This window comes from Desulfosarcina alkanivorans, from assembly GCF_009688945.1.
Classification (GTDB): Bacteria; Desulfobacterota; Desulfobacteria; order Desulfobacterales; family Desulfosarcinaceae; genus Desulfosarcina; species Desulfosarcina alkanivorans.
Genome location: NZ_AP021874.1, coordinates 4,239,595 through 4,262,528, shown reverse-complemented (window position 1 = coordinate 4,262,528; position 22,934 = coordinate 4,239,595). Strand labels below are relative to the sequence as shown.

At 49.3% G+C, this 22,934-nt stretch carries 17 protein-coding genes and 4 pseudogenes; 18 read left to right on the top strand and 3 right to left on the bottom strand.

All coding sequences use genetic code 11. From position 1 onward, the window contains the following. Positions 1 to 25: 25 nt before the first annotated feature. The 8 genes from DSCA_RS18635 to DSCA_RS18600 all read left to right on the top strand — a co-directional run bounded on the left by DSCA_RS18635 (position 26) and on the right by DSCA_RS18600 (position 8,666). Positions 26 to 835: an NAD(P)-dependent oxidoreductase gene (locus DSCA_RS18635; RefSeq protein ID WP_155317851.1), complete on the top strand. Its 810-nt coding sequence runs from the start codon at positions 26 to 28 to the stop codon at positions 833 to 835. A 90-nt stretch (positions 836 to 925) separates the two neighbouring features. Continuing rightward, positions 926 to 1,786, top strand: coding sequence for a 3-hydroxyacyl-CoA dehydrogenase NAD-binding domain-containing protein (locus DSCA_RS18630; RefSeq protein WP_155317850.1), 861 nt, complete (start codon positions 926 to 928; stop codon positions 1,784 to 1,786). Positions 1,787 to 1,796: 10 nt separating this feature from the next. Further along, positions 1,797 to 2,573, top strand: coding sequence for an enoyl-CoA hydratase-related protein (locus DSCA_RS18625; RefSeq protein WP_155317849.1), 777 nt, complete (start codon positions 1,797 to 1,799; stop codon positions 2,571 to 2,573). A gap of 37 nt (positions 2,574 to 2,610) precedes the next feature. Continuing rightward, on the top strand, positions 2,611 to 3,882 hold the full coding sequence (locus tag DSCA_RS18620; RefSeq protein ID WP_197904625.1) for a thiolase family protein: 1,272 nt from the start codon (positions 2,611 to 2,613) through the stop codon (positions 3,880 to 3,882). A gap of 15 nt (positions 3,883 to 3,897) precedes the next feature. After that, entirely contained in the window at positions 3,898 to 4,437 is a 540-nt protein-coding gene (locus tag DSCA_RS18615) for a universal stress protein (RefSeq protein ID WP_155317848.1), read from the top strand. A gap of 22 nt (positions 4,438 to 4,459) precedes the next feature. Then, positions 4,460 to 5,623 carry a glutaryl-CoA dehydrogenase Acd gene (gene acd / locus DSCA_RS18610; RefSeq protein ID WP_155317847.1) on the top strand — a complete coding sequence of 388 codons (1,164 nt, stop codon included), beginning with the start codon at positions 4,460 to 4,462 and terminating at the stop codon, positions 5,621 to 5,623. Between the two features lie 44 nt (positions 5,624 to 5,667). Continuing rightward, positions 5,668 to 7,854 (top strand): acetate--CoA ligase family protein, encoded by a 2,187-nt coding sequence (locus DSCA_RS18605; RefSeq protein WP_155317846.1) that lies wholly within the window; start codon positions 5,668 to 5,670, stop codon positions 7,852 to 7,854. A 38-nt stretch (positions 7,855 to 7,892) separates the two neighbouring features. Further along, the gene (locus DSCA_RS18600) at positions 7,893 to 8,666 is read left to right on the top strand and encodes an SDR family NAD(P)-dependent oxidoreductase (RefSeq protein ID WP_155317845.1); all 774 of its coding nucleotides are present in this window, start codon (positions 7,893 to 7,895) and stop codon (positions 8,664 to 8,666) included. Between the two features lie 374 nt (positions 8,667 to 9,040). Here the strand turns inward: DSCA_RS18600 and DSCA_RS33300 are convergent. After that, a pseudogene (locus DSCA_RS33300) lies at positions 9,041 to 9,161 on the bottom strand (transposase); the annotation flags it as partial. A 421-nt stretch (positions 9,162 to 9,582) separates the two neighbouring features. Beyond that, positions 9,583 to 9,750 (bottom strand): annotated as a pseudogene (locus DSCA_RS33295) (DUF4372 domain-containing protein); the annotation flags it as partial. Between the two features lie 326 nt (positions 9,751 to 10,076). Here DSCA_RS33295 and DSCA_RS18590 point away from each other — a divergent pair. From DSCA_RS18590 to tnpA, 9 genes and pseudogenes are all read left to right on the top strand, one after another. Further along, complete coding sequence (locus tag DSCA_RS18590) at positions 10,077 to 10,487, top strand: MarR family winged helix-turn-helix transcriptional regulator (RefSeq protein ID WP_155317843.1); 411 nt, start codon at positions 10,077 to 10,079, stop codon at positions 10,485 to 10,487. A gap of 163 nt (positions 10,488 to 10,650) precedes the next feature. Beyond that, positions 10,651 to 11,505 (top strand): 3-hydroxyacyl-CoA dehydrogenase family protein, encoded by an 855-nt coding sequence (locus DSCA_RS18585; protein WP_155317842.1) that lies wholly within the window; start codon positions 10,651 to 10,653, stop codon positions 11,503 to 11,505. 76 nt (positions 11,506 to 11,581) lie between these two features. Next, positions 11,582 to 12,361, top strand: coding sequence for an enoyl-CoA hydratase/isomerase family protein (locus DSCA_RS18580; protein ID WP_167527857.1), 780 nt, complete (start codon positions 11,582 to 11,584; stop codon positions 12,359 to 12,361). Positions 12,362 to 12,404: 43 nt separating this feature from the next. Next, on the top strand, positions 12,405 to 13,553 hold the full coding sequence (locus DSCA_RS18575; RefSeq protein WP_155317840.1) for an acyl-CoA dehydrogenase family protein: 1,149 nt from the start codon (positions 12,405 to 12,407) through the stop codon (positions 13,551 to 13,553). Positions 13,554 to 13,644: 91 nt separating this feature from the next. Next, entirely contained in the window at positions 13,645 to 14,295 is a 651-nt protein-coding gene (locus DSCA_RS18570) for a flavodoxin family protein (protein ID WP_155317839.1), read from the top strand. 131 nt (positions 14,296 to 14,426) lie between these two features. After that, on the top strand, positions 14,427 to 15,215 hold the full coding sequence (locus tag DSCA_RS18565; RefSeq protein WP_155317838.1) for an electron transfer flavoprotein subunit beta/FixA family protein: 789 nt from the start codon (positions 14,427 to 14,429) through the stop codon (positions 15,213 to 15,215). Beyond that, positions 15,215 to 16,183, top strand: a complete 969-nt coding sequence (locus DSCA_RS18560) for an electron transfer flavoprotein subunit alpha/FixB family protein (protein ID WP_155317837.1) — start codon at positions 15,215 to 15,217, stop codon at positions 16,181 to 16,183. The genes DSCA_RS18565 and DSCA_RS18560 overlap by 1 nt, the downstream gene beginning before the upstream one ends. Before the next feature lie 355 nt (positions 16,184 to 16,538). Beyond that, entirely contained in the window at positions 16,539 to 18,473 is a 1,935-nt protein-coding gene (locus DSCA_RS18555; protein ID WP_167527856.1) for a methyl-accepting chemotaxis protein, read from the top strand. 169 nt (positions 18,474 to 18,642) lie between these two features. Continuing rightward, positions 18,643 to 19,080 (top strand): annotated as a pseudogene (tnpA, locus tag DSCA_RS18550) (IS200/IS605 family transposase). Positions 19,081 to 19,284: 204 nt separating this feature from the next. On the opposite strand, the pseudogene DSCA_RS18545 reads toward tnpA, so the two are convergent. Continuing rightward, positions 19,285 to 20,559, bottom strand: a pseudogene (locus DSCA_RS18545) (transposase). A gap of 312 nt (positions 20,560 to 20,871) precedes the next feature. Here DSCA_RS18545 and DSCA_RS18540 point away from each other — a divergent pair. Then, entirely contained in the window at positions 20,872 to 22,830 is a 1,959-nt protein-coding gene (locus DSCA_RS18540) for a methyl-accepting chemotaxis protein (RefSeq protein ID WP_155317835.1), read from the top strand. Positions 22,831 to 22,934 lie beyond the last annotated feature (104 nt).

The following is a 22,934-nucleotide window of genomic DNA, read 5'->3' as shown; positions in this document are numbered from 1 at the left end:
TTAGAGCCACTGGATTGGAGGATTCATGAAGACGAAGCTTGGTTTTATTGGCCTGGGGGAGATGGGGTTTCCGATGGCCAAGAATCTTGTTAAGAAAGGGTTTCCGATAACAGTTTATGATCTGGACCATGAGCCTCTCAAACAGCTTAAAGCGATGGGTGCAGAAACAGCTTCAGGACCTGATGCGGTCGCAGAGAATTCGGACCTGGTGATGGTCATTGTGCGTACAACCGATCAAGTGCGAAAAGTCCTATTCGACGACAACGGAGTGGTATCGGCTGATACGACTCCATCGGCCGTAGCTGTAATGTCCACTATCAGTCCGGTTGATGCAGGGGAGATGGCGGCCCTGGCAAAAGAAAAAAACATTGAATTTTTAGATGCCCCCGTCAGCGGCGCCCGTGAAAGAGCGGAGACCGGAAAACTTACGATCATGGTAGGCGGCGAGAGGAATGCTTTTCAAAAGTTTCTCCCTGTGTTTGATACCCTCGGCTCCAAAATCGTCCATGTCGGTGGTGTTGGCGCCGGGGAGTATGCAAAGCTGATCAACAACATGTTTCTTCTGGTCCACATGTGTGCTGCATATGAAGCGGTGAGTTTAGCCGAATGCGCAGGAATGGACCCTTCCGAAGTTTTCGATATCGTCAAGTCCGGCACTGGGCAAAGCTGGGTGATCGACAACTGGGAAACCGTGCATGGATGGAAGAAAAATTATTTCGAGGGTGGCACCCTCGATCTCATCTACAAGGATATCGACATTACCCTCTCCATCGGAGAAAAGAAAAAAATTCCGCTTTACCTGTCATCACTGTCCAAACAGCTTGGCCGCTACTGATTAATTAGGGGAGAGATAGGCAAGTGGCAAAGGTAAATTTGGATTTTAAATTGTATACAATATTGAATGCCATAGGAGACGCAGAAAATTATGAATATCGAAAATGTAACGGTTGTTGGTGCCGGAATTATGGGAAGAGGAATCGCTCATGTATGCGCACTCGGCGGTTTCAACGTCAAACTAAACGATGTTAGCGAAGCGCTGCTCCAGAATTCGATCAATACCATTTCGGCAAATATGCAAAAGGGCGTAGACCGTAAAAAATTGACTCCGGAACAAAAATCCGAAGCTGAAGCGAATATGTCGGTAACGACGAATCTCGGCGAGGCTGTTGAAAATGCCGACCTTGTTATCGAAGCGATTCCGGAAGACCTCCAACTGAAGCAGAAAATATTCAAGAGCATAGAAGCTTCATGCCCGTCTCATACGATCCTGGCTACGAACACCTCTTCAATGAGTGTGACCGAAATTTGCGCTGTAATATCCGAACCAGGCCGCACAATTGGTCTCCATTTCTTCAATCCAGTTCACATCATGAAACTGGTAGAAATCATCTGCGGGCTTGAGACAACCGAGGAAACGCTGGTTGCCTGTGAAGCTGCATGCCAACGAATGGGTAAAGAAACGGTTCGAATTAACGAATTTCCTGGATTTGTGACAACTAGAATCAATGCCATGATCGGTAATGAAGCTTTCACGATGCTTCAGGAGGGGCTCGGGTCCCCAGAAGATATCGACAAAGCGATAAAGCTCGGACTCAACCATCCAATGGGGCCATTCGAAATGGTCGACCTGGTCGGCCTGGATACCCGCCTGAAAATCATGGAGTACCTGCACCAAACATTGGGTGAGAAATACAGACCCGCTCCGCTGTTGTCTAAGTATGTAAAAGCTGGGCGTATCGGTCGGAAGGTTGGCCGGGGAGTATACGAATATGGCAACAAGAAATAGGAGGATCATTTTGGATTTTTTCAACCTGATTTTCGAGAAACAGGGTAAAATTGCCAAAGTGACAATCAACCGCCCCGAAGTCCGCAACGCCCTGAATTATCAAACATGGACCGAAATCGAACATGTACTTGAAATGGTAGAGCAAGACGATGAGATCGGGATACTCATATTCACGGGAGCCGGAGAAAAAGCGTTCATCGCTGGAGCGGATATCGTGGATTTGAAAAAGCGCTCAATGGTCGAAACGATAAACAGCAAAAACCTTTCCGTACTTAACCGGCTTGCTTCTTCACGTGTCATAACGATTGCGGCGATCAACGGATTTGCGCTGGGGGGAGGCTGTGAATTGGCGATGGCCTGTGATCTCAGGATCGCCGAAGAGAATGCGAAATTGGGGCAGCCGGAACTGAATCTTGGGTTTTTACCCGGGGCCGGGGGAACCCAGCGACTGACCCGCCTGGTGGGGCCGGCCAAAGCAAAGGAACTCATTTTGACCGGTAAAATTATAGATGCTCAGGAAGCGATGCGTATTGGGCTGGTCAATTTTACAGTCGGCCCTGGTGAAGCTGTGCAGGAAGCAGAAAAATTAGCGGGATCGATTCTATCAAAAGGTCCGCTAGCTGTCAGGCTCTGCAAGATTGTTGTGGACAGAGGCGCGGATACGGATTTGGTAAGCGGGTTGGTCATGGAAAATCTGGCTCAGACGGCAATCTTCGGGTCTGAAGACCGGCAAGAGGGCATCGATGCATTTCTGGAAAAACGAAAACCTAAATTCGCCGGCAGATAACAGCTAATTTCCGATTTTAAAAATCATAGGGAGAAACATGATGAGAAAGATAGTGATTGCGGCAGCGGTCCGAACCCCCATCGGAAACTACGGCGGTGCTTTCAAAGACATACCCGCCTATACCCTTTGCGGTCAGGTGCTCAATGAAACGATTCAGAGAGCAGAAATCAAACCTGATCAGGTGGATGAAGTAATCATGGGGCAATCTTACCAAAATGGCGAGTCGGTAAATATCGCCCGTATGGGGTTGCTCTATGCCGGATGGCCTGTGGAGGTGCCGGGCATTACTCTGGACCGCCGTTGTTGTTCGGGCCTGGATGCCATAGCAATCGGAAGCATGATGATCCATGCCGGAAATGCTGAGGTGGTGGTTGCCGGTGGGGTCGAAAGCATGAGCAGAACCGAATTTTATATTCCAGGCGAATTTATTAAGTGGGGCACCGGTGGCCGGGTGGACGAAAAATGGGGATTTATGCCTCGGGGACACGGTTCCCTATCAATGTGGGGGATGCCCTTTTTCGACCGAATTCAAAGAGCTCGGGTCATGTCCCAGCCGATTGAAAGATTCGGTGAATTAAACTCGATGATGTCATGGGCAGAAGCAGCCGCCGCCAAAGAAGGAATAACAAGGGAGGCGGCCGACGCGTGGTCAATTCGAAGCCATAAAAAAGCTTGTGAGGCGATAGATTCAGGCAAATTTGCAGAAGAAATTTTGAAGGTCTCCGTCCCGGGAAAAAAGGGCGCCGTTCATCTAATCGACACCGATGAGCCGCCAAGAAGAAACAGTTCCATTGAAAAACTGGCGAAACTCAAGGCGATTTATCCTGACGGCGTCTGCACGGCGGGAAATTCATCCACAGAAAACGATGGTGCCGCAGCCGTCGTCCTCATGAGCGCTGAAAAGTCCAGGCAGCTTGGTGTCGCGCCGATTGCCGAATTCGTCTCTTCTGCCGTAGCCGCTTCGGATCCGACGCTAACATATCCGGCCGTTCCAAAATCCGTTGAAAAGGCATTGGAGAGAGCCGACATGACGATCGATGAAATCGATCTTATCGAAATCCAAGAGGCTTTTGCCGTCCAGGTTTTGGCAGATGCGAAACTGATGAAAATCGATCCAAAGGATATGGATGAGAAGGTCAATGTCAACGGTTCTGGAATTTCCCTGGGGCATCCGATTGGCGCAACCGGAACCATGCGGATGGTCACCCTTTTGCACGAACTGCGAAGAACCGGTGCGAAATACGGTTTGGAGACAATTTGTGGCGGCGGTGGACAGGGGATCGCCGCAGTCATCCGCAGGGCAGAATAAACTTAGGAGAGGATAATGAACGGGCACGTATTGACCAAGGTGCTTTTTGCTACGGACCTGTCTCCGGAATCAGAGGATGCATTTGAGTTCCTGATGAAAATTTGTACCCACCTGCTGCCGGAAATCATCATTTTGCACATAATAGATAAAGATACGCCGTTAAAGGACAGCCAGTTGGAAAGAGTGATCGGATCGGATCGGCTCAAATCCATAAAAAAAACGAAAAAGGCGCAGGCGCGAGAGATACTGATCGGCAAAAAGCGAAACTACACTGATGAAAAAGTGATCGACTCTAATACAGCACCGGTCCTGCGGATAAGCGAAATAGTGGTGTCAGGGGCGAACGTTGCAAGTCAGATCTGTGAGGTGGCGACCTCTGAAGGGTGCAATATGATTGTGATGGGAATACACCGACGCAAAGGTCTGGAGAAGATCATCGGAAAGGGGACGGCCAGCAAGGTGATTGAAAAGGCTGAGATGCCGGTTCTCGTTTTCCCTTTTGGGGGAGCTGAAGACAGTACTGACAACATATCGAAAATAGATAATCGTCATTAAATACGCATTGAAAGGAAAAAAGATGGAATTTAAACTGTCCAAGGAACACCAGATGCTGCAGAAAGCTGTTCGTGAATTTGCAAAGAAAAAAATAGCTCCCAATGTCGAGGAGTGGGATGCCAATCACTATCTCCCGATTGAAGAAGTGATCCGTCCAATGGGAGAACTGGGTTTCTTTGGGGCGACCATTTCGGAGGAGTACGGCGGGGAGGATATGGGATTTCTGGCCGCCAGCATCATTACCGAAGAGATCGCACGATTTTCGAGCTCGTTACGCGTCCAATACAATCTCTTGGGCCTCGGTTGTGCACATCCGATCTATTTGTATGGCTCGGATGCAGCCAAAAAAAAATACGTTCCCAAATTGTGCCGCGCCGATTATTTAGGCGGGTTTGCGATAACGGAGCCTGATGCCGGTTCCGATGTGCTTTCCATGGAAACCACGGCCGAAGATAAGGGCGATCACTGGCTGCTCAACGGTTCCAAGACCTGGATCTCCAATGCAAGCGTGGCAGATGTCGTCGTATTATACGCCTATACCGACAAATCAAAAGGCAGTAAGGGGCTCTCTGCTTTTATCGTAGAATTAAAAAATTTTCCTGGCATCGATACTTCCGATCTCGATAAACTGGGATCTTTTTCATCCCCCACGGGAGAAATATTTCTTAACAATGTACCGGTTCCCAAGGAGAACATCCTTGGTCAGCCTGGTGACGGCGCAAAAATCGTTTTCAGCTCGCTGAACAATACCCGCATTTCAGCTGCTGCCGGTGCTGTCGGTTGCGCCCAGGCCTGCTTGGATCAAGCTGTGAAATATTGTAAGGATCGCAAGCAGTTCGGTAAAGCGATCGGACAGTTCCAGATGAATCAGGACATGATCGCCCAAATGTCGGCAGAGATCGCAGCTGCCAGGCTTTTGGTGTACCAGGGAGCCTGGCAAAAAGACCAGGGTAACACCAACAACGGACTCGATGTTGCCCAGGCAAAATATTTTGCCGGCGAAGTTGCAATGCGCTGCGCCAATTATGCAATGCGAATCATGGGCGCTTACGGATATTCCACAGAGTATCCGATAGCCAGATATTACCGCGACATTCCGACCTACATCATCGTGGAGGGCTCTGCAAACATCTGCAAAATGATCATCGCCATGGACGAACTTGGCGTCCGTAAGGCGAACAGATAGTCTTCTTTAAAGACAGTAACCGAAAACAAAACCGGGAGTTTATAATGCGTAGCTTGTCTGGCAACGAACCGCAGGTTTCAAAGCGACTGGAAGCGTTGTTCAATCCTGGATCGGTAGCTATCATCGGTTGTTCCGGGGATTTGAACCGGCTTAGCGGCCGCCCGTTGAAATTCTTGCTTAAAAACAATTTTCAAGGTGCGATTTATCCGGTCAATCCAAAATATGGCGAGATCAATGGATTGACTTGCTATCCGTCAATTGTCCAAATTCCCGAACCTGTGGATGTTGCCCTTCTCATTGTACCTGTAGGACTGATCGAAGGTGCGGTTAAAGACTGCATTCGGGCCAATACCAAAACAGCCATTATTTTTAGTTCTGGTTTTGCTGAACTAGGTGCGGATGGTAAGGCCGTCCAAAATCGGATAGCCAGGCTTTCCGAAGAAAGCGGTATGCCGATCCTGGGCCCAAATTGTCTCGGCCTGATTAATATCTCAGAATCAGTACCGCTTTCTTTTTCCAGCGCGCTAGACGAAGACAAGATATTGCCCGGACCGACAGCCCTGGTCAGCCAAAGCGGTGCGATAGCAGCTTATATATTGGGTACGGCTCGGGAGTCCGGTATCGGTTTCTCCCATTGGGTGACTACCGGCAACGAAGTCTCTCTGGATAGTTTTGTGGTGGCCCAGCACCTGCTTGCACAAAATTCAGTCAAAGGGGTGATGCTTTACCTGGAAGAAACTCGGGACTCGGCAGCCATGATGGCTGCCGGGCGAATTTCCAGAGATACCGGAAAACCACTGGTCTGTCTAAAGGTTGGGCGTTCAACATCGGGGCGACGGGCTGCGCTCTCCCATACCGGCGCCCTGTCCGGATCGGATGCCGAGTACGATGCTGCCTTGAAGAAAGCCGGTATCATCCGGGCCGGGCATATCGAAGAACTGCTGGATCTAGGCATGGTCCTCAGTTGTTCACCAAAACCCACCGGAAACCGGGTGGCCATTATGAGCATTTCCGGAGGTGGCGGAATTCTCTGCGCTGACCGTTGCGAAGACCTCGGGTTGGAAGTTCCTGTACTATGCCAGGAGACTCAAGAGGAACTACAAAAGGTAATTCCCCGGTTCGGTTCGGCTAAAAATCCCGTGGATCTCACCGCAGAACTGGTGGCGTCGCCTGGTATGTTAGGTAAGAGCCTCGATATTGTTTTAAACGACAAGGATATCGATTCGGTCATTTTGTTCCTCGGAGGCAACCGTAAAAACGGTGAAAAACTTTCTCACGACATCGTTCGGATTCTTGATTCAAATGGGAATGCCGCCAAAAAGCCGGTGATCGTTTCTTGGATGGCCGCCCCGGATGAGGCGGTCAACATCCTCAGAGAAAAGGAAATCCCGCTGCTCTTTGATGGGGTCAGGGCGGTCAATGCCTTGGGAAAGCTTTACGAAGGGAGAGACGCTGCCCATAGCGAATATGATAGAAGGGATAGCGAAGCGGAAGATGCTGAATCGGTAAAGGCGACCCTATACAAGTTGGCCGATTACGGCTCTGGTGGTGACGGTACGATTTCCCTTTCCGAATCGGTGTCCAAGAAGTTGATCGCCAAATGCGGTGTTCCGATACCTGATGGAGGCTTGGCAGAAACTGTCGACCAGGCGGTTCAGATCGCCAATCAGGCCGGGTTTTCCGTAGTCGCCAAGGTCGACTCGGCCGATATCTTGCACAAGAGCGACGCCGGTGTCGTGCAGGTAGGAATTAAAGATGAAAAAGCGCTCAGAAATGCTTTCGATCAACTGATGAACAACGCAAAAGAACACTGCCCACAAGCCAACATCCGAGGCCTGCTGGTGGAAAGGATGGTTGAGGATGCCCTGGAAATGATTGTCGGTCTCAAGTGGAGCGACAAGTTCGGCCCCATGGTAATGGTAGGTATGGGTGGTGTGTTCGTAGAGCTGCTCAAAGACGTTTCCTTGCGTATGGCACCGGTGAATCGGGAGGAAGCGAGGGAAATGGTTACTACGTTGAAGACCTCGCGACTGCTTTCCGGTTTTCGGGGCGAACCAGAACGAGACGTTGATGCGCTTCTTGATGTCATCGTGAAGGTTTCGGAAATTGGTGCCAACCTTGGCCCAGATTTAGTCGAACTTGACATTAATCCAATGTTCGTCCTTTCGAAAGGAGAGGGGGTAGTTGCCGGAGACGCCTTGATAATACTTAAAAAGGAAGATGTCTGTTGACCTAACATGTTGCTGTGATGAAAGTTGATAGGTGACAAATGAAATTGAGAGATAAGGTTGTTATTATAACAGGAGGTTCTGGCGGCATTGGCATGTGTACATGCGAACAACTCGCTTCTGAAGGTGCGAAAATTGTCATTGCAGACATTAACATCGAGGCCGCTGTTGCGTTGGAAGATCGTCTCAACCAACTTGGCTACGAAGCGAAAAGTATTGGGCTCAATGTCAACGAATTTGACGAAACTCAAAAACTATTTCGTTTCACCATAGATGCGTACGGTCGCGTTGACGTTTTGGTTAATATCGCCGGTGGTTCAGCAGGTGTATTCCTTAATACAGCCCACAGCATTTTTTCCGATTCCACCCAAGAACGTTGGCAAGAGATTTTTAACGTAAATTTGTTTGGTACGATGAATTGCATCCGATCAGTAATTAACCATATGATCAATCGCCAAACAGGTAAAATTATCAATTTTGCATCAATTGCCGGCATAATTGGAATGCAAAAAGCTGCTGAATATTCAGCGGCTAAATCGGGTATCGTTGGGCTTACAAAAGCTATTGCAAAAGAGGTTGGTCCTCATGGCATCAATGTCAATTGCATTTCCCCAGGTGTGATTGGGACTGAGCGAATTCATAATATGCCTAAGAAAATGGTAGAGGATTGGAGGGCCGGTATACCGTTAGGTAGAATTGGGCAGCCTGGAGAGATAGCAAAAATGGTCGCTTTTTTGGCTTCTGACGACGCCAACTATATAACGGGGGCTAATATACCAGTTGACGGGGGACTAACATTAAACCCCAATTTCTAATTTTTTCATAACCTGTTTCACCAACCCGATTAATACTGAATTATTTTCGATTATAACCATCAAAGCTGGCCACGATAATCAGATTTCCGAAATCACTCTTTGATATTTCACTCGTTTAAGTTACCAAGGACCCAAATTTCAGGAACAGGTTGCCGTTTTCAATTGGTGCTGTCCAACTCCCTTAAACGGAAGCAGATATTGGACAGGCTCAGCCTTTACGGGGAGGACATCAAAGGGTCTATCAATCCACTTCCATAACTCCCTGTAAGTAAGAAGATTCCATCTGAGAAAAGCCACCAGATTTGACAACGACCAATTGAATCGGGACTTAAACTTCAGGTACTTGATTGGCGGCATGGCGATCAATGCTGTCCTAATCTGGATATACAGCGCGTTCTTGCTGGTTCCGGCCAGGGTTTTCACCTTCAGGTGCTGTTTGAGTGCCTTGAAGAACGACTCTATTTGCCATCGATCTTTGTAAATGGCGGATATCGTTGTGACCCCGATCCATGGCAACGATTGAATACGGTGCCAGAGCGATTTTACGGGCGATGGTGACATCATGCTTTTTGCCGTTGGAAACATAGGCATAGGTCGGCAGATACCCGTCATGATCCAATAGCAGGTGAAGCTTGACGGTTCCTTTGGTCCGGCGGAACTTGGCCCAGGGAAAAAGTGAAAGACACAGTGAGATAGTCGAACTGTCCAGCGACAGCAGCTTGTTTTTGAACCGGAACCGGTGTTTGCCCGGACCAGATATCTTGCACACGGAAAGCGTCTGATAAAACAGATCGCGATACATCTGCCAGGGACGATGGGCATTGGCATAGGACAGCGTGGATTTGTTGGGGGCTTTTTTCACCCCCAGGTGACGAAGTTTTCCAAGGCAACAGGACAATCCGCCACAGATTTCACGTAGACTCTTTGCTTGAGCGAGTTGACAGAAAAGCATGGCTACAAAATGATCCCAACTGCCGAAGCCTTTGGCGTACCGCTCGGCTTGATGGCGGAAAACCAGATTGAAAAAGTGACCTCGATGAAACAAAGCAACCAGTTGACTGAACAAGCTTGCATGGCGTACCATCTTTTTGCCTCCTTTGTTTGGCTAACGGTTTCTTTTGGCGATTAAACCATGCCTTACTGGGAGGTTTTTCTTCAAGTGCTCATCGAACTACTTCCATTTAAATCTGTTTTTGGACAAATGTGTTTAACCATAATGGATAACATTCATGAAATATCAAGGTGTCCTTGCTTTGACTGGGCGCACTTAAAGCCATGTGCGACTTTGGGTAGTTTGCCTATATGCGGTTTTTTCTGAAAAACTTCTATTCCAATATGGCGATAGTTTGCGTATCAACTATAAGTGTGCTAATTGATAGCGCATGCAAATATTGGCTGAAGGAGAGTTCGATGTCATTTAAAGATTGCATCTGCTTCAGGTTGGGAAAGACTGCCCGGAAAGTGACAAGGGCATATCGTGAGGAAATTGCCACCTATGGATTGACTCACGGTCAATTTTTTTTGATTATTGCGATAATAGAGCAAGAGGGGTTGCTCCCCAGTGAACTGGCCGAAAAAACCTTTCAGGACCGACCAACGATTACCGGCCTTCTGGATCGTTTAGAAAAAGATTCATGGATTGAAAGAAGACCCGACCCCAGCGACCGCCGTTCCCTTAGAATCTATTTAGGTGCCCGTGGCAACGATAAAAAGACGGCGGTTTTGAAACTATTCGAAAACACCAACCAAAAGTTTCTTGACCGCTTTTCCAAAACGGAATGGAAGCAGATGCAGTCTTTTCTTGTCCGGTTGGAACAATAATTCACGTTCGTTTAAAATCGAATAGGGTTTTGCCAAAAGGATGAAAAAGTACAGCGGCGCTAAGATGTTTCGCATGATTATAGTTAGTGTATAAACTTTTCTTATTTTAACTATATTGTGGCACTAAAGACATCATTATAGTCGTAGAAGGAGGGAAATTAGCATGTCGATTAAACAAGTAGCCGTGATTGGCATGGGAACCATGGGCAGCCAGATTGGAATTGTCTGCGCCAAAGGTGGTTATGACACCACCATGGTGGATATCTCAGCCGAAAAAGTGGATCAAGGCATGGAGGCAATTCGTGCTTTTTTGGCCGGCCAGGAGAAAAAGGGAAAAATCGACAATGATACCGGGCAGGAGATTTTGGCCCGGATAACGACAACAACCGATATGACCAAAGGCATTGCCGATGCCGATTTGGTTGTCGAAGCAGTTTTTGAAGATATAGATGTGAAGAGAAAGGTGTTTGCCACCCTCGATCAGGTCAGCCCGCCGGGCACGATCCTGGCAACGAATACGTCAACCCTATGGATCGCGGAGATTGCCTCGGCAACTCGTCGTCCCGACAGGTGTATCGGCGCCCATTTTTTGATTCCGGCGGCTCTCACCCCCCTGGTTGAAATTGTTCGCGGTCCGGATACATCGGACCAGACCCATCAAACCGTTATCGATTTTCTCGGAAAGTGCGGAAAGGAAACCGTAACCGTTGCCGATTCTCCCGGATTCGTGATCAACCGCCTGTATCTGCCTCTGGTGAATGAGGCGTTCTTTGCACTCCAAACCAATCTTGCCACAGCTAAAGAGATCGATAAAAGCTGTAAGATGGGCCTTAACTTTCCTTTAGGGCCTCTATCAGCCGCCGACGCCTTTGGCTTGGATATCCTCCTGGCCTGCATGGAGACGTTTCACAGGGAACTGGGAGACAAATACAGACCCTGCCCACTGCTGGTAAAACTGGTTAAAGCCGGCCATTTGGGCCGGAAGACGGGCAAAGGGGTTTATGACTATTCCAAGTAGTCGTTTCAGCCGCATGAACAGATTGAATAATCAGATTTCATTTCCAATTCATACATACCGGGAGGGATCGTTAACGATGGAAACAACCGTCAATTATGAAGTGAAAGACAGGATTTGCACACTTACCATGAATCGCCCGGATAAATTCAATGCCTTGAGCCTGCAGTTGGTCCGGGATTTGACCTCGGCTTTAAGAAGGGCAGAGTCAGATAAATTAGTTGGGGTAGTCATCCTGAAAGGTGCCGGGAAGGCCTGGTGCGCTGGAGGAGACCTTGAGGAATTGTTGACGCTCACAGAAGGAGACGCCGCCGACCGCCGCGAATATCTTCTTGATTTCAAGGCGATGATCGATACGGTCAGGAGAATTTCAAAGCCGGTGATTGCCTCCATTAATGGGGTTTGCGTGGGAGGTGGGAATGAACTCAATATCGCCTGTGACCTCACGATTGCCTCGGAGAAAGCCAAGTTCGGCCAGGCCGGTCCCCGCGTCGGTTCGATGCCCGCTTTCGGGGTGCCCCAGACCTTGCAGATTCTCGTCGGTGAAAAGCGTTCCCGTGAAATCACATACCTCTGCAAACTTTACACAGCCCGCGAGGCGGAAGCCATGGGATGGATCAACAAAGTCGTCCCGCCAGAGCAACTGGACAAGGAGGTGGAAATCTGGGCCAATGAAATTCTGGGAAAAAGTCCCACCGCCATCGCCCTGGGTAAGAGATTACACAATGTGTATTACGATATGTTGTCTTCAAGCGCGGAAATCGGAATCGAGATGCTGACTTTTTTCTGGGGTACGGAAGAGGCGAAAGAAGGGATGCTGGCATTTAAAGAGAAACGGCCGCCGGTTTTTAAACCATAATAAGAAATCGAATTGTAACAGAAATTGAGGAAAAGAAATTTGAATGATTCAATTTACCGATGAACAGCGGATGATCAAGGCGACCATACGGCAGTTGGCGACGGAAAAGATCGCTCCTTTGGCAAAGGATGCCGATGCCTCAGGGCATACGTCTTCGGAAATTGTGAGACTGCTTGCAACAATCGACCTTTTAAACATGGCTTTGCCGCAAGAGTACGGCGGGATCGATGCCGACTATACGACCACTGCAGCGGCCGTGGAAGAGATGGCGAAAGTCGATGCCTCCACGGCCATGATTACCTTTGTAAACCAAGCGTTTATTCATATTTTAAAGCAATGGGGGAATGAAGAGCAAAAAGAGCGGTTTTTCGGTCAAATGGCAACGGGAGACAAAATTAACGCATTTTCTCTAACCGAGCCCGATCATGGATCCGAGGCCGCGGAAATACAGACAAGCGCCGAATTGGACGGGGATGATTACATCGTCAACGGAACCAAAATATTTGTAACCAACGGGACGATTGCGGACCATGTGCTTGTTTTTCTAAGGATCGGTACTGAAAAAGGTTATAAGGGCGTCTCCGCACTGATCATCGAAAAGGACACCCCTGGATTTACAGTGGGGAAGCGGGAAGAAAAACTCGGAATGCGGGGATCGGATCTCGCGGAGTTGACCTTCAAAGATGCCAGGGTGCCCAAACAAAACCTTGTGGGCGGTCCCGGGAAGGGCTGGGATATCCTGATGACAGCCGCTGCCGACATGAGGGCTTACGGTCCTGGCGCCATATCCGTAGGGCTTTCCAGAGGCGCCATGAAAATGGCTGCGGAATATGCCCAGCAGAGAATTCAGTTCGGCAAGCCCATCAGCAAGCTTCAGTCCATACGGTTCATGCTTGCCGATATGTCGATGCAGATCGACGCAGCCCGTGCCTTACTATACCGCACGACAAGGTATATGGATTCGACAGCACCAGGAAGAGACCGGCTGAGAAGCCGCCTGGGATCCTCCGTCAAGTGTTTCGCTTCCGATGTAGCCATGCGGGTAACCACCGATGCCGTGCAAATTCTTGGCGGATACGGAGTGATGAAGGATTATCCCCTGGAAAGGATGATGCGTGATGCAAAAATGATTCAGATCTTTGACGGCAGCAATCAGATACAGCGGGTAATTGTGGCGAAATGTCTGCTCTAATGAGTTCTTTTTTTGTGCCTGTAGTAAATCATCACGTTTAGCGAATGACGGCTGTCATTTGCAAATATCTTAATCTCCATAGGAGGACGAATTGGCATATAAAATTGTTGGAATTTCCGGAAGCCCGGTAAAAAAAGGGAATACGGACACATTTCTTGAAATGATTTTGAAGGATGCCGGGGAAAGAGGGCTCGACACCGATATTGTAAAACTTTCGGAGATGACGATCAAAAACTGTCTTCATTGCAATTTCTGTCTTTCTAAACAAAAGGCAGCTAAATATTGCGCCTTGAAAGATGATGCTCAACTCCTATTTGATAAGCTGGAGACCGCGGATATCATCGTTCTGGGAAGCCCGGTCTATTTTTTGAGAACCAGCGGAATGATGGCTACCTTTCTTGATCGTCTTCGGGTTTTTATTTTCGGCAACGTTGCCGGCGGTAAATTAAAAAACAAAATTGGAATCAGTGCCGGTGTGGCTTGGAATCGGCACGGAGGACTGGAGACAACGCATTTATCCCATTTATATGCCTTCATAACACTCGATATGATACCGGCAACGACGCACTCCTGTATCAGTCCTTTGGGAGCCTCTGCGCTTAGCAGCCGGCATGGAGAAGGTGTTTTTGATCCCAAAATTCGTATAGGAATTAATGAAGATCAGGCCGGAATGAAATCAGGCAAAGCCTTGCTATCTCGCGCTTTGGAATTAGTCGCACTTATTGATAAGAGAGGAGATTGATGCAAGAACAAGGCGATGCTTTAGAGCCAAGATATAGAAATGATAGATAGGCATTTCAAGTAATCATTACAGTAAAACTGTAGGTCACTTCACCAAACTTTTTTTGAGATAATATCGATTAGGAGTCAACCATGGAAATCTTAGTCTGTGTGAAGCGGGTACCCGATACCGCTGAAAACGAGATCGAGGTCAACGGCGACGGCAGCGACATCGAACGCGACGACCTGGTGTACTCGGTCAACGAGTGGGACAACTACGCCGTGGAAGAGGCCATCCAGATCCGCGACAACGTGGGCGGCAGCGTGACCGTGGTCACCGTGGGCGACGACGAGTCCGAAGAGGTGCTGCGCCGGGAGATGGCCATGGGCGCCGACAACGGCCTTTTGCTGAGTGATGACGCCTTCGACGGATCCGACGGCAAGGGCGTGGCCACCCTGCTCAAAGCAGCCGTTGAAAAAGGGAAATACGACCTGATCCTAACCGGTGCTCAGGCTGATGACGGGGCGGCCCAGGTGGGTGGCATGCTGGCGGCCATGCTGGACTATCCTTACGCGTCACTGGTCAATAAAATCGATGTGGATGGCGACAAGCTCAAGGTGGGCCGTGAAATCGAAGGCGGCAACCAGGAGATGAACGAGATTGCGCTGCCCTGCGTATTGTCCATCCAGACCGGTATCAACGAACCGCGCTACGTGGGTATCCGCGGCATCCGCAAGGTGGCCTCGGTGGAGATTCCACAGCACGGCGCCGCCGATCTGGGCGTGGACGCGGCCACTGTGGGCGCCGCCGGCGCCAAGGTCAAGCGCCTTGACTACTTCGTACCTGAAATGGGTGACGGCGCCGAGATGCTGGAAGGCAGCACCGAAGAGATCATTGCCAAGCTGATCGAACTCTTGAAGGCCAAAGGAGGGTTGAAATAATGGCTGATATCTATGCATACATCACACACAAAGGTGGCGTGGCCGACGATTCGGCCCTTGAAATGGTGGCTGCGGCCAGGAAAATCGATGCCGGCGCGGCCGTGACCGCCATCGTTACAGGGTCGGGCGCCGACGTTGACGCCGTTGCCGAAGACGTGGCCGGTTCTTATGCCAAGGTGCTCAAGTTTAACCTGGACGCCCTGGCCTACCCCAATGCAGAAGTCATCCGCAAACTGCTGGTCAACGTGCTTCCCGGCGACGCCATCGTGCTGGTTCCCCATGACACGTTCGGCATGGACCTGGCCCCCGGCCTGTCCATCAAGCTGGATTCGGCCTTCATTGCCGATGTGGTGGACATCGAGGGCGTGGACGGGACCGACCTGAAGGTGATTCGCCAGGAGTACAGCGGCATGGTCAGCACCCATGTGACCGCCGATATTTCGGCCGGGGCGGTCGTCAACGTGCGCCCCGGCGCCTTTGCCCCGGATGAGAGCAAGTCCGCCGGCGGCAGTGTGGAAGACAAGTCCGGTGATGCCGGGGACCTGACGGCCAAACGCACTTTCCTGGAAGTGGTGGAAGCCGAGGTGGGCGACGTGGATATCACCAAGTCCGACGTACTGGTTTCCGTGGGCCGCGGCATCGAGGACGAAGACAACATCGAGGTGGCCGAAGAACTGGCCGAGGCCATGGGGGCCGTGGTCTCCTGTTCACGGCCCATCGTCGACGCCAAATGGCTTGAGAAGTCCCGTCAGGTGGGTACCTCCGGCCAGACGGTCAAGCCCAAGGTCTACATGGCCTGCGGCATCTCCGGCAGCTTCCAGCACATGGGCGGCATCAAGGGCTCGCCGTTCATCGTGGCCATCAACAAGAACGTCAAGGCACCCATCTTCCAAGTGGCCGACGTGGGTATCGAAGCCGACATCCTCGATTTCCTGCCTGAGTTGACCGAGGCGGTTCAACAACTATAAATATACTGACTCCCATCCGTTCGGGATCGGGAAAGTTGGTTTCATCGAGAAACTCTCTGAAGGCCTCCCGGGTTTCACGAATCCAACGGGTCGAGGTCTTGTTTGCTTTTCTGGGCATGAATAATCTCCTTTGTTGTTGATATCATTGAGATTATTCATAAGCGATTTTAATCGCTAATGTCTATTCGTAAATACTATAGGATATCAGAAGGTTAAAGGGTTTTAGCTGGTCAGAAAAACTCCAATACCCCTCAATTACTCTACTACTTAAATGTTACTGAGTGAAGCAATAAACTCAGCTTATACCGTTCAAAACGTGCGAGCGAAAAGACAGAGAAGGAAAAAGGATGGCGATATGAAAAAATTCAGTTTGGGGATGAAAATTGGTGTTGCGTTTCTATTCGTATTGATTTGCACCATAGTGGTGGGACTTGCGGGATATCTGGCATTGGGCAATGTGCTGGCCAAAACAGCCCTGAACCAGGAAGTCAACGCGACAAGAAGCTTATTTGCCGACGCCCGGGAGCATGTAAGTCGTTTTATTCTGTATGGTTACAACGAAGGACGCCAAAAACAGGATGAGGCCCGTCAGCATGTATTGGAAACCTTGGAAAAATGCCATGAGGCACTTTCAACCATCCAGGAAAGAAGCGATCTGCCGGACGAGGTCCAAAGAGAAGTAAAAATGGTCGTTTTGCAGCTTGAAGCCTATTCGACGGCCTTTGACCGTATTGCAGAAGCAGAAAAAAACAAGACAGATGCAGTTCCGCAGATCATGGCGGGATTCGATAAAGTGAAGGCCTTGTACGAAAAAGGCAAGCTTTTTGTTGACGATATAATCTTGACCTATGGTGTTTTTCGGTCTGATGTTGAAGGGTATTTTCAGCGCAATACAAACACTCGTTGGAAGGAGATCCTTCAAACTCGCGCCGCGACCCGCAAAGCGATACTAGACTGGAATGAGAAAGTCAGCAGCAGCGATTCACTGGCGCCGATCGGTAAACAGATGCTGGCTACTTTCGACACCCTCAATGAACAGCTGAGTCAATATAACATTGAGTTTAGCCAGCAGACGGTTGAACAATCAAGGATGGCGTCCATTCAAGAGGGATTGTGGAGCAGTGTCAACGCCATTGAAACCATCGCTCTGCAACAGATGCAGAAAATCAAGCAGCTATCCATGACCGTCATTATCGTTTCGGTGATCGCGGCCGTCCTGTTGGGGATTGTATCCGCTGTTTTATCTACGCGCGTCATTGTCGGTCCGATCCAACGTGTCGCTGCTAGTTTAAAGGATATTGCAGAAGGGGAAGGGGATTTGACAGTTCGGTTGGATATCCGGAGCAATGATGAGATCGGTAACCTGGCGCACTGGTTCAACATGTTCATTGAAAATATGGGCAAGCTGATGGCTCAAATCAGTGGAAGTGCTCAAAAGCTAAGCACCTCCAGTGTCGATTTCTCCCGAATTGCGCAACAAATGTCCTTGGGTATCGAACAGATGTCTTCCAAATCCAAAGATGTAGCTGCCGCGACGGAAGAGATGAGCGCCAACATGGTCTCCGTGGCGGCGGCCAGCGAGCAGGCCTCAACCAATGTCAATATGGTCACCACTGCCACCGACAGTATGAGCGATCGTATCGGTGAGATCGCCAATAAGTCGGACAAGGCTCAGTATATTACCCAACGGGCGGTGGAGAGAGGTAAAATTACCGTGGAGCAGGTCAACGAGTTGGGACGCGCGGCGGCGGATATCTCCAAAGTCACGGAAGTAATCATCGAAATCAGCGAACAAACCAACCTGTTGGCGTTGAACGCCACCATCGAAGCTGCCCGTGCCGGTGAGGCGGGCAAGGGATTTGCTGTAGTGGCCAATGAAATCAAAGAACTGGCCACTCAAACCGCGACGGCCACAGGAGATATTCGTGCCAAGATCGATGGGATACAAAACTCAACGGATAAGACTGTGGTCGAAATCAATGGGATTATGAAGGTCATTTACGAAGTGAACCAGATCGTGGCCCAAATCGCCAAAGACACCGTGGAACAGTCGACCTCGACCCAGGAAATCGCGAGTAATGTATCTGAGGCATCCCAAGGCATTCAAGTGGTTAATCAAAACGTTGCCCAAAGTTCGGTCGTATCCACGGATATTGCCCAAATCATCAGCGAGGTAAGCTCGGAAGCGTCAGAAATGGCCGAAAACAGCCACATTATCAATGAAAATGCCACCTTACTCTCTCAAATGGCCGAACAGCTTAACGGGCTGGTGAGGTGCTTTAAAATCTAAGAAGCTGTTTTGGTAGCTCTGGATCAGGCCGCTGCCAATCATTTGGACAGTATTATTTATCGACCCCAAAAGGGGGATCAAACTTTCATGGTTGGGAAATTTATTGTGCAGCCAGGGTCTAATACCCCGCCGCTTGCGGCGTAGTTAAAATTGAATTACGAATGGGGTCATGGGAGACCTGATTCGTAAAAGTCCTAACGTATCGATATTGATGTATCATTTTGTCTGTGTAGCCAAATACAGGCGTTTGGAAATCACAGATGAAGTAGATGCGGTCTTGAAGGACGTTTGTTTAGAAATCTCCAAGCGGTTTGAAATCCGGTTTTTGGAAATTGGTACAGAAGGGGATCACGTCCATTTTCTAATCCAATCTGTGCCAACGTAGAGTGCTACGAAAATAGTGACGAAGATCAAAAGCATTATCGCCCGGGAGATATTTTCAGCCGTTCCATCAGTGAAAGAACAATTGTGGGGTGGCGAGTTCTGGACAGACGGTTTCTTTGTATCGACTGTTGGTGAACATGCAAATGAAGATGTAATCCGTCAATACATCCAGAGACATGGCCAACAAGGCCCATATAATCAATTTTTCTGCCCCATCATTTAAATATTCTAAGAACTTTTCAGTTTGCTTTGTCATTTCTTCCAAAACTTCTAATTGAGGGTTGGAAAGTTTTTCACCTTCTGCTTTTTTTATTTCAGGGATTACTTTAACCATCCAATTAAGGAAAGTTATCCCATCATTATAATCCTTTACACTTTTATATTTAGGATTTGCTGAACAACGCTTTTAACCACGCCCCATGTGGGGTCAGAATGCCTGACAACCCAGTGTGATGCAAAAATCTCGTTTTACCATTCGCATTCTCGCTCTGTGAAAAACGAAAAAAAGAAGGGTGGCCAGCCACCGTTTCAGGTTCATCACCAGAAAGCTCAGCATGATCGCGGTTTCACTGGTATGCGAAAGTTTGGTCATGATCCGATTGAGGCTGTAGCGGCGTTTGCCCTGTCCGAACTTGCCTTCAACCGCATTGCGATCGATCTCATCTTGTCGGGCCTGCTGTCTCTCCGCTTTGAGTTTCTGGGCATTGGCCTCAGTCACTTTCGGCGGTCGCCCTAACTTGGGACCGGATAGGCGGATCTTGTGATTTTTGCAATACCGTCGGTTCTCCCGATTGCGATAGATCTTGTCCGCGTGTACCGACTCAGGATAGCAGCCAAATCGTTTCCGGTAGCCTTTGGTCTGAGCGATCAGATCGATCCCCTCGTTGAAGTTGTCCCAACTGATCCGGTCTACGAAGCTAATGCCATCGACAAGGCTGATGCTGATCTTGGCCCCAAATTCTCTGTCCGATCCGGCCTTGCCGCGTTTGATGGGACATACATGCGGTTGGCTGATGCTCACGATGCGATTGTCAATGCGCAGGCTGTTGTGGTCTTAGATCCACTGCTGCTGGCGCTGGACCTCGGTGATAACCAGCAGATCCTTGTATCGGCCCCGGCCAAGGAGGCTTAATCCGGTGTGTTGGGCCAGTCGATCAATGGATTTGAGATTGCGGTGCAAATAGCCCAACTGCTGTCGACGGCAACGCCGCATCTTTTTACGGCTCACCCGCTTGTCCTTGGCTACCGACAGAAACTGTTTTCGGGCCCGTTGCCGATAGGTGCGCGGCTTTTTATGCCCTTTCCCACGGGCTTTGTGACGTTCATCAATGATTTGCTCGCTCTTCTCACGGGCTTTGTTGTGCAGTTTGAGATCAGTTGGATAGGTGATATCTGCTGGTGCACAGGTGGCATCCAGTAGCAACTGGCCTTGATTGGTTGGAGGTTGTTGGCCACGGTCCACATCGTTAAGGTACTGGAGATAAGGGTTTTCAGTGATCTGTTCAACGCATGCCCTGTCACTGGCCCCCAGTTCTTCCTTGATGATCAATGCCGCCAGTGCCTATCTTACCGATAGCGCCGGATGACCCGTGCCGCGTTCTGAGAAGTTCTTCTGATAGCGTTCTTCGAACTGCTCCCAGGGGATCAACGCGGCTAATTTCACCCATTTGTTGTCGCGTGACAATTGCCCTTGAAACGGCAGGGAAAACTAAACGAATTCGAGCTGCTTCAAATTGTGTTTGTACATGATTTTAGTGTCGGAAGGTGCAAGGTTTTTGGGAAGAATTGATGAATTCCCATGCGCTTACGGCACCCGAATATAGCAAATTTAAGTAAATTTATCGAGGGTTTATTGATTATTCAGCAAGCCCTAAATACTAAAAATTTAACTTTAATTGAATGTTAATAATCAGGTGAGGCAAACTCAGAATATAAGTTTATACTAAACTTTTTCCCACTTTGGTCGATATCCCTTACACCAATCTAAGCATAAGCGGAAAGGAGCGTATCAACCATGAAATGGAATCTGAAAAACAAGTTTCTCGTTCCGATGATTACCCTGATCGTGGTGGGAATGGGTTTGTCTACTGCGATCTCCTATGTCAAATCCCGTAATTCTCTGAAAAACACCATTCTCGAAAATGTGCATAACGTTGCCAACTCTACCTCGGAAATGATGGTTGCCTGGATTCATGACCGCAAACTGGACATTAAAAACTGGAGCAAACAGGATATCCTGCAAAAGGCGACCAGAGATAATTTTGTGGGGAAGGCAGCCCGGAAGTCGGCGAACAAGTGGTTTGCCGAACTGGTTGAGGAATATAAATACTATGAAAGCCTGAATGTTATCGGAAGCGACGGAATGGTGATAGCAAGTTCCGCCCGGAACAGCATCGACAAGATTAACCTCAAGGATAGCGGTTATTTCCAGGAGGCCATGCAGGGGCAGCACGTTATTTCGGAAATTGTCCTGAGCAAGGCTACCGGAACCCCCATTTTTGTCATTGCCAACCCCATTACGGTAAATCAAAGTGTTGCCGGTGTTTTCATCGGCGTCATCGACATATCTTCTTTCAGCGATAAATTCGTGGACACCGTAAAAATCGGAGAGCGAGGCTATGCCTACATATACGACCAGCGTGGGTTCGTCATCTCCCATCCCAAAAAAAGGGAAGTGATCCTGAAGCTAAACATGAACGACCTCCCCTTTGGCAAGGAGATGGTTGCCATGGGATCCGGGGTCATAGAGTACGAGTGGAATGGGAGCGTTAAGACCGTGGCTTTTAAAAAGGACGATTTGGTCGGCTGGACCGTGGGAGCTGGGACTGACAATGCAGACCTTCTGAGTCCGGTTAAAAGTCTGGGCATCCTTAACCTCAGTGTTTCCCTGGTCGTCGTGGTCGCTTCCGTCTTACTGCTTCTCTTTCTGGTTCGTAAAACGACCAGACCGCTCAACAACGCCGTAGACCGTTTGAAGGACATTGCCCAGGGAGAAGGCGACTTAACGCAACGGCTGGAAGTGACCACCAGTGATGAGATGGGGGATATGGCGACCTGGTTCAACACATTCCTGGAAAATCAAAAGATCATGATCAAGGAGATTGTCGACAATGCTGCTTCTTTGACCCGATCATCATCCGAACTGGCGGCCATTTCCCAGCAAATGTCTTCGGACGCAGATGAAGCCTCTGGAAAATCGAATACGGTGGCCGTGGCCGCCGAAGAGATGAGTGCCAATGTTAATTCGGTGGCCGCGGCCATGGAGCAGGCCGCCACCAACCTGAACATGGTGGCTACGGCGACCGAGCAGATGACGGCCAGTGTTAGCGAAATCGCCCAGAATTCGGAAAAAGCCCGTGAAATAACCGGTGAGGCTGTGGCCAAGGCCCAGGGGACGTCACAGAAGGTGGATGCCCTGGGGAACGCTGCCCAGGCGATCAGCAAAGTAACCGAAGTGATAACGGAAATATCCGAACAGACCAATTTGCTGGCCTTGAACGCTACCATCGAGGCAGCCCGGGCCGGTGAAGCAGGCAAGGGTTTTGCCGTGGTGGCCAACGAAATCAAGGAACTAGCCAAGCAGACATCCGAGGCGACTCAGGAAATTAAGAAGCAGATTGAAGAGGTTCAAAGCTCCACTCAGGAGACGGTGACCGATATCAGTGAGATTTCGGATGTGATAGGCAATGTGGACGAAATCGTCAGTACCATCGCCACTGCCGTGGAAGAGCAGTCTGTTACCACCCGGGAAATCGCCGGGAACATCGCCCAGGCCTCCTCCGGCATTCAGGAAGTCAATGCAACCGTTGCCCAGAGTTCAGAAGCAACCGCGTCCATTACCAGCGATATATCCGAAGTCAATCAGTTTTCCAATGAAATCACAAATAGCAGTTCCCAGGTCAAAACCAGTTCCGAAGACCTGTTGAACCTGGCTGAGGAGATCAATGCAAAGGTCGGCAGGTTTAAGGTGTAGCGGAAGAATTCATTGAACTGAATCATGAATAATTGGCTTTGTTCCAAGATAGGTACAAAAACTCTCACATCGCTTACGTTTTTCCCTATTCACCGATCTTTAGG